Source organism: Cohaesibacter haloalkalitolerans (assembly GCF_003574655.1).
GTDB lineage: Bacteria > Pseudomonadota > Alphaproteobacteria > Rhizobiales > Cohaesibacteraceae > Cohaesibacter > Cohaesibacter haloalkalitolerans.
Genome location: NZ_QNUM01000010.1, coordinates 48,758 through 61,444 on the forward strand (window position 1 = coordinate 48,758; position 12,687 = coordinate 61,444).

13 protein-coding genes are annotated in these 12,687 nt (G+C 51.9%); 6 read left to right on the forward strand and 7 right to left on the reverse strand.

What is annotated here, in order from left to right:
* The first annotated feature begins 433 nt into the window (after nt 1–433).
* The 4 genes from DSL70_RS20120 to DSL70_RS20135 all read left to right on the forward strand — a co-directional run bounded on the left by DSL70_RS20120 (nt 434) and on the right by DSL70_RS20135 (nt 4,260).
* Nucleotides 434–1,546: a mandelate racemase/muconate lactonizing enzyme family protein gene (locus DSL70_RS20120; protein ID WP_119309813.1), complete on the forward strand. Its 1,113-nt coding sequence runs from the start codon at nt 434–436 to the stop codon at nt 1,544–1,546.
* 223 nt (nt 1,547–1,769) lie between these two features.
* Nucleotides 1,770–2,513 carry a Crp/Fnr family transcriptional regulator gene (locus tag DSL70_RS20125; RefSeq protein ID WP_119309778.1) on the forward strand — a complete coding sequence of 248 codons (744 nt, stop codon included), beginning with the start codon at nt 1,770–1,772 and terminating at the stop codon, nt 2,511–2,513.
* A gap of 150 nt (nt 2,514–2,663) precedes the next feature.
* Nucleotides 2,664–3,020: a hypothetical protein gene (locus DSL70_RS20130; protein WP_119309779.1), complete on the forward strand. Its 357-nt coding sequence runs from the start codon at nt 2,664–2,666 to the stop codon at nt 3,018–3,020.
* 142 nt (nt 3,021–3,162) lie between these two features.
* Complete coding sequence (locus DSL70_RS20135; protein ID WP_119309780.1) at nt 3,163–4,260, forward strand: alpha/beta hydrolase; 1,098 nt, start codon at nt 3,163–3,165, stop codon at nt 4,258–4,260.
* 73 nt (nt 4,261–4,333) lie between these two features.
* Here the strand turns inward: DSL70_RS20135 and DSL70_RS20140 are convergent, their stop codons facing one another.
* The 4 genes from DSL70_RS20140 to DSL70_RS20155 all read right to left on the reverse strand — a co-directional run bounded on the left by DSL70_RS20140 (nt 4,334) and on the right by DSL70_RS20155 (nt 7,587).
* Nucleotides 4,334–5,248, reverse strand: coding sequence for a LysR family transcriptional regulator (locus DSL70_RS20140; RefSeq protein ID WP_119309781.1), 915 nt, complete (start codon nt 5,246–5,248; stop codon nt 4,334–4,336).
* A 105-nt stretch (nt 5,249–5,353) separates the two neighbouring features.
* Nucleotides 5,354–6,547 carry an arabinose transporter gene (locus tag DSL70_RS20145; RefSeq protein ID WP_119309782.1) on the reverse strand — a complete coding sequence of 398 codons (1,194 nt, stop codon included), beginning with the start codon at nt 6,545–6,547 and terminating at the stop codon, nt 5,354–5,356.
* A 59-nt stretch (nt 6,548–6,606) separates the two neighbouring features.
* The gene (locus DSL70_RS20150) at nt 6,607–7,116 is read right to left on the reverse strand and encodes a cyclophilin-like fold protein (protein WP_342635301.1); all 510 of its coding nucleotides are present in this window, start codon (nt 7,114–7,116) and stop codon (nt 6,607–6,609) included.
* 3 nt (nt 7,117–7,119) lie between these two features.
* On the reverse strand, nt 7,120–7,587 hold the full coding sequence (locus tag DSL70_RS20155) for a cytochrome P460 family protein (protein ID WP_119309783.1): 468 nt from the start codon (nt 7,585–7,587) through the stop codon (nt 7,120–7,122).
* A 101-nt stretch (nt 7,588–7,688) separates the two neighbouring features.
* Between DSL70_RS20155 and DSL70_RS20160 the strand changes: the two genes are divergently transcribed.
* Both DSL70_RS20160 and DSL70_RS20165 read left to right on the forward strand, forming a co-directional pair.
* Nucleotides 7,689–8,585, forward strand: a complete 897-nt coding sequence (locus DSL70_RS20160; RefSeq protein WP_119309784.1) for a LysR family transcriptional regulator — start codon at nt 7,689–7,691, stop codon at nt 8,583–8,585.
* Between the two features lie 150 nt (nt 8,586–8,735).
* Nucleotides 8,736–9,938, forward strand: coding sequence for an MFS transporter (locus tag DSL70_RS20165; protein ID WP_119309785.1), 1,203 nt, complete (start codon nt 8,736–8,738; stop codon nt 9,936–9,938).
* A 43-nt stretch (nt 9,939–9,981) separates the two neighbouring features.
* On the opposite strand, the gene DSL70_RS20170 is transcribed toward DSL70_RS20165, so the two are convergent.
* The 3 genes from DSL70_RS20170 to DSL70_RS20180 all read right to left on the reverse strand — a co-directional run bounded on the left by DSL70_RS20170 (nt 9,982) and on the right by DSL70_RS20180 (nt 12,625).
* Nucleotides 9,982–10,881, reverse strand: coding sequence for a LysR family transcriptional regulator (locus tag DSL70_RS20170; protein WP_119309786.1), 900 nt, complete (start codon nt 10,879–10,881; stop codon nt 9,982–9,984).
* 157 nt (nt 10,882–11,038) lie between these two features.
* Nucleotides 11,039–11,782, reverse strand: coding sequence for an SDR family oxidoreductase (locus DSL70_RS20175; RefSeq protein WP_119309787.1), 744 nt, complete (start codon nt 11,780–11,782; stop codon nt 11,039–11,041).
* Between the two features lie 78 nt (nt 11,783–11,860).
* The gene (locus DSL70_RS20180) at nt 11,861–12,625 is read right to left on the reverse strand and encodes an SDR family NAD(P)-dependent oxidoreductase (RefSeq protein WP_119309788.1); all 765 of its coding nucleotides are present in this window, start codon (nt 12,623–12,625) and stop codon (nt 11,861–11,863) included.
* Nucleotides 12,626–12,687 lie beyond the last annotated feature (62 nt).

The window sequence follows — 12,687 nt, forward strand, 5'->3', positions numbered from 1 at the left end:
TTCTCTGCGGGCACATATGGCGCGCATTGACAAACCTCGGAAGGGCGAAGCCGAGAGGGTCATGGTGTGATTTATGGGGAAAGCGTTTTGAAGGTTGGTGCGATGGTGTAGCAAAGCAGATAGTCGGATGGTTGTCTCATCTTCACCCAGGCGCCTGAAGTTGGCCAAAACATCGAGCTTAATATTGCTTTTGTTTCTTCTGCCAGCCGAAAGAATAGCGTGAAAACTCTAATTTTAAACGATCCCCTTTTTAGGGTGCAGAGCATGACCAATTGTCGATTCCACCATCGGACAGCGGCCAACTTCGCGATCCATTTAAAAGCTCAGTTAACTCCTCCGCTTCCGAGGAAGTGTCAACCGTTTGACAGACTTGCAGGAACGCCGTTGCTACAGTGCGGCCATCCGTGAGGAAATTCAGACACAGGAAGCCGCAATGAAAATCACCAAACTCACCACGTTTATTATGCACGTGCCGGTTACAAAAAATATTATTGGCGACTCAACCCATAGCATTACCCATTGGGGAATGCCGGGGGTGATGATCGAAACGGATACCGGTCTTGTTGGCTATGGTTATACCGGGACGCACGCAGACATCACCACCGACCGCCTTATCACCACCATCATTCAGGACGTTTTCGGCCCAATGCTGATCGGCGAGGACGCCAGCGAAGTTCGCTATCTGCATCGTAAGATGTCTCGCAGTTCGACCAATATCTGGGTCGGTCGCGGCGGCTTGATGCAAATGGCGCTCTCTGCCATTGATATCGCGCTGTGGGATCTCAAAGCAAAAATGGTGGAGCAGCCTCTGTGGCAAGTCTTTGGCGGTTCGAAAAACAACCGCGTTCTCGCCTATAACACTGACTGCGGCTGGCTGGTCCGCGATACGTCGGAACTGGTTGATGACTGCAAAAAGATGATTTTTGAAGAAGGGTTTAATGCCATAAAAATGAAAATCGGTAAGCCGGATCCGCGAGAGGATCTCAAACGTATTGAGGCCGTCAGAAAGGCGATTGGCGATGACGTGAATCTGATGGTCGACGCGAACGCCAAATGGGACATCAGTACCGCTAAGCAGTACGGCTCGCGGCTCGCCGATTTCGATATCACCTGGTTTGAAGAGCCGATGTGGCACGACGACGTCGCGAGCCACCGTACGCTGGCTGAACATATAAACACGCCGATTGCGCTGGGTGAGCTGCTCTATCAATTCGATTCTTTTAAAGAGTTTGTATTGGCTGGTGCCGTGGATTACCTGCAACCGGATGCAACACGTTGCGGGGGGCTGACGGCGTTATGGGAAATTGCCGATCTTGGTCTGGCTTTCAATCTACCGGTAACGCCGCATCACGGTGACATGATGCAGGCGCAGCTGCATCTGGTGATGGCGCATCCTTCCTGCTCATTGCTGGAATTTATTCCTTGGACGCTGGACTGTTTCGTCAATCCGGTTGAAGTCAACGAAGGGTACTACTCTCTCCCCACCGCGCCAGGTGCAGGCACCACGCTTCGTCAGGATGCTCTTGAGCGCTTTCGCGTGAGATAATCAACCTTTATCGCCCGGGCCGCTACAATACTGACAAATACAAAGAGGTGATTAATGCTCGACTTGCTCTGCGCTCTTAAAACTGGTAGCGGCTTGGGGCGCAGGCCAAGTTTAGTAACTCGATGGGAAATCTGGGGGGAATTAGTTGCGCCAAATCCGCGCCAATTTGTTCATGGCAAATGATACAGTGCTACGACAACAAACGTCCTCAGGAGCCACAACGATGGTTAAGATATTGACCGTTGTACCGTCACATAGCCCCGTCATTTCTACGGAAGAGATCAACCATATTCTACTTGGTAGCAGTTGGTTTCGAGCACTACCGGACTATCTCATCGAACAGATTATGTCCCGCGCCAATTTGTATCAATACGAGAATGGCGAAATCATTCACTACCGCGGTGATGAATCGCTTGGCTTCTATGCGGTCATCACCGGTTCCGTAAAGGCAAGTACAGTCTCTGCCGACGGCAAAGAATGTATTTTCCGCTATCTTTCGCCTGGCAACTGGTTTGGCGAAATTGGCATGATCGATAAATCCCTCCGTACCCACGACGCCAGGGCGATCGGTAAAACCACACTCCTGACACTCAAACCCTGTGATGTAGAACACCTTCTGCAAAGTTACCCGATTTTTAATCGATTTCTGGCGCTACTGCTGTGTAAAGTGGTACGCAGTGCTTTCGCCATGCTGCATGACAGCACACTTTTATCGGTGTCTGCCCGCTTAGCAAAGCGGCTAGTGAGTCTATCTGAGGGATATGGAGAGCCGCACGAACGGGGAGTGCTGATCAATCTCTATCTAACGCAGGACGATCTGGCGACAATTATTAACACGACCCGTCAAACTATCAACAAACGGTTGGTCGCGTGGGAAAAGTTAGGATGGATAGATGCTAAGTACGGAAAGATTCTGATCGTCAATATCAATGCGCTTAGGCAATTATATGCTGACGAAGACGAATAGCGCTGCTGATCACTTTTCATTTTGCGCTGACGAAAAAGACACCCGTCAGGATTCATGCAGGGCGTTTTCGACAGACCGGAATCTTGCCGCGAGAGTATGAAAAGCCGTGGGGCAGGATAGTGTCCCACTTCTTGGTGTAGGTCGCCAGAAATGGCCCTTGATCTCTTCACTTACCCGAATTGTATTCGCATTATGCTACACCAGTCAGATTTAGCATGGCCGCTGATCGAGGAATCTGGGCATGTGAAGTGGGGTCTAACAAAGAAAAAAGCGGCCAGAAATGCCATCAAGAAGTCTTTGGCGGTATTTCTGATCTTCGGGCCAGTGGTTCAGAACGCGGTGGCTATGGAAATCACCGGCTCCTATGCCATCCAAAATGTAGAGACCGGTTTGGACTTAAGGCCCTTTGAAGCAAGAAAAGAGGGCGGTAATCCGGTCATACTCTACGATCATCATTTCTGGCGCTGCGTCACAAGGACCTTTGTGGCAATCGAGGATGGTGTTTAACCGGCAGAACCACATTGAAGCATGAATGAAATTCATGGCTTCAAACAAGAATTACTCACTACCATCCTCCTTCCTAAAGACCATATTCGTATCATCAGAATTTTAACGGATTGGCGAGCAGGTAAAATCCAAGGAGGCCCCTTTGAATAAAGATAATAGTATCCAAAATTCAAGTAAATTTGGGATTTCTAGTAGAAGAAATGTTCTGAAATTCGCAGGTGTTGGCGCGGCACTTATTGGTGCGACCTCGCTATTCAGCAAAACGGAAGCAAAGGCGAGCAATATGACTGATGAATGGGACAAAACATTCCCGAAAAGCGAAAAGGTCGAACACAAAAAGGTCAGCTTCAAGAACCGCTATGGGATTACCTTGGCTGGCGATCTCTATGTGCCGAAAGATCATGCTGGCGGCAAGCTTGCGGCCATTGCCGTGAGTGGACCATTTGGGGCTGTCAAAGAGCAATCCTCTGGGCTCTATGCCCAAACCATGGCTGAACGTGGTTTCGTTACGCTCGCCTTTGATCCTTCCTATACTGGTGAAAGTGGCGGGGAACCGCGCAACAGTGCTTCGCCCGAAATCAATACCGAGGATTTCAGTGCGGCAGTCGATTGTCTTGGCATGCAGCCGATGGTGGACAGGGAGCGCATTGGTATCATCGGGATCTGCGGTTTTGGCGGCATGGCACTGAATGCTGTTGCATCGGACAAGCGCGTGAAAGCCGTTGTGGCCAGCACCATGTATGACATGACCCGTCTGATGTCGAAGGGCTACAATGACAGTGTCACACTGGAACAACGCACACAGACTCTCGAGGGCCTGAGCCAACAGCGTTGGCAGGACGCGGAGAATGGCAGCCCTGCCTATGGTCCTGTATCTCTCGAACTGAAGGGAGGCGAACCGCAGTTCGTCGTGGAATATGCGGACTATTATAAAAAGCCGCGCGGCTTTCACAAGCGATCGGTCAACTCCAATGGCTCATGGAGTCTTACAACGGCGATTCCGTTCATGAATATGCCAATCCTGACCTATATTGCGGAAATTTCGCCGCGTCCGGTCTTGTTCATTCATGGTGAGAAAGCCCATTCACGGTATTTCAGTGAAACGGCCTATGCGAACGCAGCAGAACCGAAAGAACTGATGATCATTCCGGGCGCCAACCACACCGATCTCTATGACCAGTTGGACATCATCCCGTTCGATAAACTGCAATCCTTCTTCGAACAGCATCTGGTAGCCTGATCGCCTTCATAGAAAGATAAGAGGCCCGCGATCTTGAGACCGCGGGCCTTTTTTACTTTCACAGGAGAAGCAATCAAAGAGCTTTAGACCTGGAGACGTTTTGTGCTTTGAGGCGATCAATCACGAGCCTCAACGCCGAGCTCATCTGGCGGCGGCTCGAATAGAACAGATGGTATCCTTCGAACGGTTCGCACCAGTCTTCCAGGAGGCGATGAAGGGAACCATTCCGGATATCGTCCATGACTTCATCTTCAGTTACATAGGCAATGCCAAGGCCTTCTTTTGCGGCCCTGATCGACATATCACTGTCGTTGAACACAAACGCGCCGGATACACGGGTGACTATTTCTTCTCCATCCTTCTCGAATTCCCACTCATACATGGCCGCATTAGGATGGAAACGGTGATTGATGCAGCGATGGGCACCAAGATCACTTGGATGCGTGGGAGCGGGATATTTCTTCAAATAGTCGGGAGAGGCGACAACTGCGATACGAACAGGCGGCCCTATGCGCACCGAAATCATGCCCAGACCAACAAATTCTCCAAGACGGATACCTGCATCGAAACGGTCCTCGGTAAGATCGTTCAGACGAGCGTCCAGATTGAGTTCAATCTCGATCTCTGGATAATCTCGGGCGATTTTCGAGAGCACCGGCCAAAGCAGGATCCTGGCTACGGGTTTGCTTGAGGTCAGCCTTACCAGCCCTTTTGGCGCATCGCCAAGAGATCTCAGTTCCTCAATCCTGTCGTCTATCTGTCCCAACCCGGGCCGCAAGGCTGCCAGTAGCCTTTCTCCAGCGTCTGTCAGGGAAATGCACCTAGATGTGCGGTTCATCAGTTTAATGCCGATCGAGCTTTCCAGACGTCGTATTGTGTGACTGACAGCTGACTGTGAAACTCCAAGGCGTGCAGCGGTTCTTGTGAAATTTGTTTCTTCCGACGCGACCATAAAGACCGCCAGATCGCTGAGATCTTCTCGTTTCATTCATGCCTCCTGAAGGAAAGACGTTCCATTTGTTATCTTTTCTCTATTTAGAAGCATTGTCCATGAAATTGATTCATTGTTGAAGAGGCGTCGGTCGTAGGGCCTTTATTCACGGGCGCTGATAATCAGGCGAGCTGCGATCAATGCAGTGCAGGCCACGACAAGGGCGCTTGCTGCAAAGATTGTATCAAGGCCCGACCATCCGGCGATCCATCCCAAGGCTGGGCTTCCTATCGCCATGGCAATGTCAAGAAACACGGTGTAAAGCCCCATCGCCAGACCTCTATTGGCGGCAGACGAGCCGCGAACCGCTTCCACACCCAACCCGGGATAGACAAGCGCATATCCGAAGCCTGCCAGTGCGGCCCCGCAAGAGGCAATGAAGGCATTTGATGCCAACCAAAGAATGAGCAATCCAAGGGTTTGAACGAGCACAAAGGTAAGCGCTATCCGCGCCCCACCGAATTTATCCGGCCAGTGACCCGCAACAAGCCTTGCAAAAATCAAGGCCAAGCCGAAGGCGGAAAATGCCAGCCAGATGGGGTGCCACTCCTGCTCGTCATAGTATAGCGAACTGAAGGTCAAAATCGCGCAATAGCCAATGCTGGCAAAAGCCGCACCCAATCCGGGAAGCCAAACAGAACCTAAAACTGACAGGGCTGACTTTTTGGACTGTGCCGGATGTAGCGGCACCGCTGGAATTTGGATCAGGGCCACGAGAACCGCAAGCGGAATAAGGGCTGTGGCGAGAGCTATGGATACAAAGCCATAGGACGAGAACAAAAGGCTGCCCAACGGGCCTCCAAGTGCCATGGCTGCAAACATGGCCGTGCCGACCCATGCGATTACCTTGCCAGCGTGAACATCATCGACCCGGCCCAACCCCCAGCTCACTCCACCGGTGATAATAAAGCTTTCGGCACCGCCAAGAACAGCGCGGCCAACAATCAGAATGATGACCGACATGAGTGGCGTGCCTGCTAGAGCGAGCGACAAAAGATAGAGCAATCCCGCCACAATGGCTGTTGTAAGTCCCGTAATGACGCCAGCCTTGGGGCCGTATCTGTCGGAGAAGGCACCTGCCCAGACGCGGGAAACCAGCGCGGCGATAAACTGGGCCCCGGCGACCAGGCCGACCACAAAGGCTCCATAACCAAGATCATCGGTCACATGCAGGGGCAACACCGGCAGGGCAATGCCTATGATCAGGAAGCCTGCAAGCACTGCAGCCATGATCGGCGTGAGAATGCGGAATACAGCCGGTGAAGCACCAGCCGATTTAGATATTTGATCGGTCATGAGACGCTCTATATGCGGCCAATAGCAGCAAAAGCAGAATATGCTTCCTGCTGCTGGCTCTAGTCCTTCAGAAGCTGAAATGTCACCTCGGTGCTGCCAACCTGTTGGAAGATTTCGACGTCGCTGTCGATGCGCCCGATTTTTTGCAAATTGCTGATGCGCTCGCCGTTTTGCGCATACATGATGACAAAGCTGTGCCTTGGCGTCCAATAGACGATGTCCCCGACATCATAGTTGCTCGTGGTTGTCTCATTGGCAGGCAGAGCGTTCGGGAAGCGATAAACCAGCTCCCGTGCGTATAGATCCTGCATCGGGACTGTCAGGGGGAACTTAGCGATCAAAGCTCTGCTCGTAGCATTGTCAATGAATGTGGCTGTGGCCTCTTTCCCGCCTGCAATCACTTTGACCCGGATGAGACCTTTGTCATTCTTCTCAAGCGACGAAGCCTGAGCGGCTCCAGATCCTGTCATCAAGGCCGCAGCCGTCAGCGCCGCAGCACCAGTTCGCATGCCTCGGCGAAATAGTGACCGAGGTTGGGATGAATTCAGGCCTTTACTCCTTTTGCTCATGACTTACTCCTCTCGCATCTGATCAATTGTAAATACAAAGTCTTGACCTGCTTCACTTTGGTGGCAACTCATGCAACGTTGTCCATTTTCGGACATGTTCGGCGATCGATCGGGCGCGAACTCACGAAATTCCCAATCTCCAGCTCGTGCACTTTCCGAATAAGCTTCACCCCAGCCTTTCTGCTTTTCCATCACGACATATCGATGGAGTTGATCACCGCGATAATCTTCCATCATGATGAAGGTGCCATCGGGAAAAGGGTCGCCCCTCTTTGCGGCAGCAATCGCTTCAGGGCTTGTGTAAAGCTCTTCGCGGACACCGCCCCGGTTGACCGTCGCGTAGTGCACGCCGTTCTTGTAATTTTCAGGAAATTGAACGCGATCATTTTCTGCCCAAGCCTGCCAGACGGATGCAGCCCCTATGAGGGTCAAAATCGCCAAGACTATGGGAGACTTTCTTGCAAGAGACATGGCTCGTTTCCTTTCTCAAACCAATTCTCAATAAAATAGCGCAAGACAGACTATGCGATTAGATGCTAGATTCAGTATGCATCAATAAGGAAAACTTCTAAATGTCTGGAGAGAGTCTCAACGATCTGGCGGCGTTCATGGTTGTCGCTCATGAGAGAAATTTTACCAAAGCTGCCAAGCGGTTGGGTGTGTCACAGTCTGCGTTGAGCCAGACAATTCGCGCTTTGGAAGCTCGTTTGGGATTGAGATTGCTCAACAGGACGACACGCAAGGTTGCCCCGACAGAGGCAGGTGAGCGGCTCCTGCACAATATTGGCCCTCGCATTGAGGAAATTCAGCACGAACTGATGATGCTTGGTGATCTGAAGGAAAAGCCATCTGGTGTCATTCGCCTTACCGCCACAGAATTTGCAGCGGAGTCGATCCTGTTTCCGGCAGTCTCAAAGTTGGTACAACAATATCCTGATATCAAAGTGGAAATCGTGACCGATTACGGTCTGACTGACATTGTCTCCGAACGGTTTGACGCGGGTGTCAGGCCGGGGGAAACGATTGACAAGGACATGATAGCTGTGCGCATCGGGCCTCAAATGCGAATGGCCGTAGCCGGTTCTCCCGACTATTTTGAAAGGCACTCAATTCCCCGTAAGCCGCAAGACCTCACGCAACATAAATGTATCAATCTGCGCCTTTCTGGACATGGTGGCCTTTATGCATGGGAGTTTGAAAAAGAAGGTCGAGAACTCAGTGTAAGAGTGGATGGACAGCTTGTTTTCAATACCGGCAGTCTAATTCTGAAAGCTGCCCAGAATGGTCTGGGACTGGCCTATCTGCCTCAAGCCCAGCTATCACCTCTGATTGAAAGTGGCAAACTGGTTCATGTTCTTTCAGACTGGTGCGAACCATTTTCGGGATACCATCTCTATTATCCCAGCCGCCGCCAACCAACACCTGCCTTTTCCCTTTTAGTGGAGGCATTGAGATACCGGTCAAAGTGACAAATGAAGTACGCAGGAACCTGATTTGAGACAGATGGAACTTCATCAACCGATTCATGAATTTTCTTCATTGCCACATGCCGGATTGCCTCTCTAGGACAAACAATCAATGAAGGTTATCTAAGCCCGGAAACAAATAGAGGGTTTAGTATGACTGTTCTCATGGATGAGCCAATTGGTGTTAGCGAGAGCGCACCAACCCGCTGGGGTGCCATTGGCTGCCTTTCACTTCTCACTTTTCTGCTGGTCGGGCTTGAATTTCTACCTGCCAGCCTTTTGACACCGATTGCCAGCGATCTTGTGATCACAGAGGGGCAAGCCGGCTTTGCGATGGTCGTTTCCGCATTTTTTGCGGTGACCGCAAGCCTGCTTGGCAATCGCCTGCTTTCTGGCACAGACCGCAGGTCCATCTTGCTGCTCTATGCTTTGCTCTTGGTAGCCTCGAGCCTGATCGTTGGCATGTCGAACAGTTTTGCCCTGTTCCTAGTCGGTCGGGCGCTTGTTGGCGTTGCAGTCGGCGGCTTCTGGTCTTTATCGACCGCTATTGTCACCCGTTTGGCCAGAAGCGCAGACGTCCCGCGAGCGATTGCCATTCTGCAGATTGGCCCAACTTCTGCGCTGGTCCTGGCCGCTCCGGTAGGTAGCTTTCTGGAGACCATCATCGGTTGGCATAACACGTTCCTCGTTACCATCCCTCTTGGAGTGATTACGCTAGTCTGGTTGTTCCTCATCATTCCGCCACTCCCTCCGCGCAGCCTAGTCCGGTTGGGGGATATGTTTGGTATGCTCAGAAGAAAGCATTTCGCGGCCAGCATGGGGGCCATCGGGCTATTCTTCATCGGTCAGAATGCCGTAGTGATCTATCTACGACCGTTTCTGGAGACAATCACAAATCTGCACGAAGAATATGTCTCTTTGTCCTTGTTGAGCCTTGGGTTGGGCGGTGTCGCAGGCCTGCTGCTGATCGGTTCGATCTTGCGCAGAAAGCCACTCCTGCCTTTGATGGCCGTACCATCTATCTTGGCATTGATCGGCGTGCTTCTGATCCTTCTGGGCGGGTTCGCGACAATTACAATCCCGCTGCTGGTGGTATGGGGAATGTGCGCAACACCCTTGATGGTGGCTTGGAACACCTGGATGACGGTTGTCATCCCCGATGAGCTTGAGGCAGGTGGTGGCTTGCAAGTCGCCCTGATCCAGTGCTCGATCGCGAGTGGAGCCTTTCTCGGCGGCATGCTTCTGGATCATGTTGGCTGGTGGAGCGGGTTTCTTCTGGGCTCAGTGTTGCTTGCCGGATCTGCGGTCATGGCCGTGAAGGCTGTTACATCCGCACCCAAGGCGGAACATGGTTAGCCAATAAGAAATCCCCGTCTTCCACCGGTTTCATCTGACACTGTCACCTCCCCCCCCGATGCCGTAGGGCGTCAACGACGACAGAAAAGGCCGGCAAGGATTGGCGGCGATTGGGATAATAGAGATAATACCCCTCCCAAAGAGCGCAGAAGTCTTCGAGCACCCTGATCAATCGCCCTTCAGCAATATGCGCGGCGGCAATATCTTCTGGAACGTATGCCAGGCCAAATCCGGCCAATGCCGCTTCAAGAACGTCGTAACAGTTGCTGAAGGTCAACTGACCTTCAACCCGGATCTTGATCTCACGGCCATCCTCTTCAAATTCCCAAGCCCAGTTTCCGCCCAGAGTTTGGAGGCGTTCGTTGATACAGTTGTGCTGGATGAGATCTTCCGGGTGCGTGGGGTGCTTGTTGGCTTCAAAATAGGATTTCGACCCAACCACGGCGAAACGCATATCAGGCCCTATCCGGGCTGAGATCATGTCCTTGGCCAGTTGCTCACCCATACGGACACCAGCATCAAATCGTTCAGCGACGATATCGATCAGCCTGTTTTCGCGAATGAGCTCGACTTTGATGTCCGGATAAGAGGGGAGAATTTTTTGAAGCTTCGGCCAGAGCACGGAATGAATCGCGTGATCAGACGCTGAAATTCTGATATTCCCGACGGGCTTGTCTTTCAAACTGCTCACGCCGTCCAACTGGGCTGAAATCTCATCCAGATGTGGCGCGATCCCCTTGATCAGCATTTCGCCTGCTTCGGTTGGGGAGACGGCGCGCGTCGTTCTTGTCAGCAGACGCACCCCAAGCCTTTCTTCCAGATTACGCATGGTATGGCTGAGTGCGGACTGAGAAACGCCCATCTTTGCAGCGGCACGGGTAAAACTGCGCGATTGAGCAACTTCAAGAAAAGCCTGCAGGTCATTCAGGTTGTCTCGTGCCATGAATTGATCTCCTCATTCACACTATTCATCCGTATATTAGATTGAAAGCGACTATAAAGTCTTTCAATTCAGAGGCAAAACACCAACCCGTTCGCAATATGATCGTCAGAAATGAATAAGGTCAGCGTTGCCTTCACGACGCTGACCTTCATTTGTTTTACCAAGGCTGATTTGCCGGACCAACGGTGAATTCGTTGATCGTCGTGTCTTCAGGGGCATCAATAGCGAACGCAACAACGTCTGCGATCCGCGCCGGGGAAATGCCATACTGGTCATAGATCTTGCCGAGCGAATCTGCGGTTGTCTTGTCGCCGATCGATTCAAGAAGCTCGGTGCTGATGGCCGCCGGATAGATGGTCGCGGTACGAATATTCGTGCCTTCCATCGCCGATTCCATGCGCAGCACTTCCATGAAATCCTTCACAAACCATTTGGTACCACCATAGACGGCACCATTCGGATAGGCTTTCAGACCAGCAATCGAGGAGGTTGCTATGACATGCCCGGCCTTTTGTTCCATAAAGGACGGCAGCACGGCAGCAACACCGTTGAGAACGCCCTTGATGTTGACGTCTACCATCTGGTGCCAATCGTCTGTTCTAAGGGCAGACAAGGGCGAGTTGGGCATCAGGCCTGCATTGAGGAAGATGACGTCAACACCGCCGAAGGTGTTTTTCGCAAGATCCACGATGGCGTCATTGTGTGATTGCTGAGTGACGTCGAGCTCCTGATAGACAGCCTGCCCACCGTCTTTGACGATTTCGTCAACGATGGTTTTGAGCTTCTCACCACGGCGGGCACCCAATACCACTTTGGCCCCTTTGCTGGCGAGAAGTCTGGCGGTTGCTTCGCCAATACCTGACGATGCACCTGTGATGATGACGACTTTATCCTTGATCATGGTAGTGTCTTTCCAATGTTTGTTGATGTTTCGCGATGAAGATGGGGCAGCTTTGGTCGGCAAAAGGATGTCCCATCCCTATAGGCTGATCCCGGACAGGTTCTGGCACAGGTCGAGCAATCGGTTTTGGATGTCCAAATCCCGTGTTCCACGCTGAGGCTCCTGTGTGCCCATGTGATAGAGGAATTGTCCGGTAAGATTTGAAAGCTTGCGGTCTTTGCCCGAGGCAAGGGCCGCCTGTGTGAGATGCCCTTGGCTCAGATCATCTGGGGCCTGTCTTCCACCCATGCGAGTCGGCACCCAGCCTGGATCAACGGCATTCGAGTGGATGCCCGGATTGAGGCGAGCCACTGCAAATGCAAGTGCCGTCACGAAGAATTTGCTCTCTGAATAGGCCGAATAGCCACTCCAGATGCGCTTGTTCCAGAGCAAGTCATCCAGCTTTGGCGTTACGAAATGCATATCCGAGCTGATATAGACCTGTCGTGAAGGACCAGGAATTGTTGCGGTGAGGATATAGGGCGCAAGCACGTTGACACCAAACAAGTCTGGAATGCCGTCATCAGTCAAAGACAGGTCTGTATCTGCCCCAAGCCCTGCATTATGAATGACGGCACCAACCTCCCCGATCGCATTGACTTGATCTGCAATATCAAGAGCCCCGACGATGGTGCTGATATCACCAATCACGATCTCTGACTTGTTACCGACGGAGCCTCTCAGGTCATCCGCGCGAGATGCGTTTCGGGCGTGAAAGATCACTTCATGCCCCTCGGCTTGAAGCGTTTTACCTGCCATCAGCCCAAGGCCGGCAGTCGATCCGGTCACAAAAATGCGTGCCATATCGATATCCTTTTTGTCTCTTCTGCAAACGAGCATAAAGAGTGAGAGCGTTCGAACTTGTT

What these genes read in the sequence shown, in the direction of transcription:
- DSL70_RS20120 (WP_119309813.1), top strand. Translation starts at nt 434, where the DNA reads ATGAAAATCACCAAACTCACCACGTTTATTATGCACGTGCCGGTTACA.
- DSL70_RS20125 (WP_119309778.1), top strand. Translation starts at nt 1,770, where the DNA reads ATGGTTAAGATATTGACCGTTGTACCGTCACATAGCCCCGTCATTTCT.
- DSL70_RS20130 (WP_119309779.1), top strand. Translation starts at nt 2,664, where the DNA reads ATGGCCCTTGATCTCTTCACTTACCCGAATTGTATTCGCATTATGCTA.
- DSL70_RS20140 (WP_119309781.1), bottom strand. Translation starts at nt 5,248, where the DNA reads ATGAAACGAGAAGATCTCAGCGATCTGGCGGTCTTTATGGTCGCGTCG.
- DSL70_RS20145 (WP_119309782.1), bottom strand. Translation starts at nt 6,547, where the DNA reads ATGACCGATCAAATATCTAAATCGGCTGGTGCTTCACCGGCTGTATTC.
- DSL70_RS20150 (WP_342635301.1), bottom strand. Translation starts at nt 7,116, where the DNA reads ATGAGCAAAAGGAGTAAAGGCCTGAATTCATCCCAACCTCGGTCACTA.
- DSL70_RS20155 (WP_119309783.1), bottom strand. Translation starts at nt 7,587, where the DNA reads ATGTCTCTTGCAAGAAAGTCTCCCATAGTCTTGGCGATTTTGACCCTC.
- DSL70_RS20160 (WP_119309784.1), top strand. Translation starts at nt 7,689, where the DNA reads ATGTCTGGAGAGAGTCTCAACGATCTGGCGGCGTTCATGGTTGTCGCT.
- DSL70_RS20165 (WP_119309785.1), top strand. Translation starts at nt 8,736, where the DNA reads ATGACTGTTCTCATGGATGAGCCAATTGGTGTTAGCGAGAGCGCACCA.
- DSL70_RS20170 (WP_119309786.1), bottom strand. Translation starts at nt 10,881, where the DNA reads ATGGCACGAGACAACCTGAATGACCTGCAGGCTTTTCTTGAAGTTGCT.
- DSL70_RS20175 (WP_119309787.1), bottom strand. Translation starts at nt 11,782, where the DNA reads ATGATCAAGGATAAAGTCGTCATCATCACAGGTGCATCGTCAGGTATT.
- DSL70_RS20180 (WP_119309788.1), bottom strand. Translation starts at nt 12,625, where the DNA reads ATGGCACGCATTTTTGTGACCGGATCGACTGCCGGCCTTGGGCTGATG.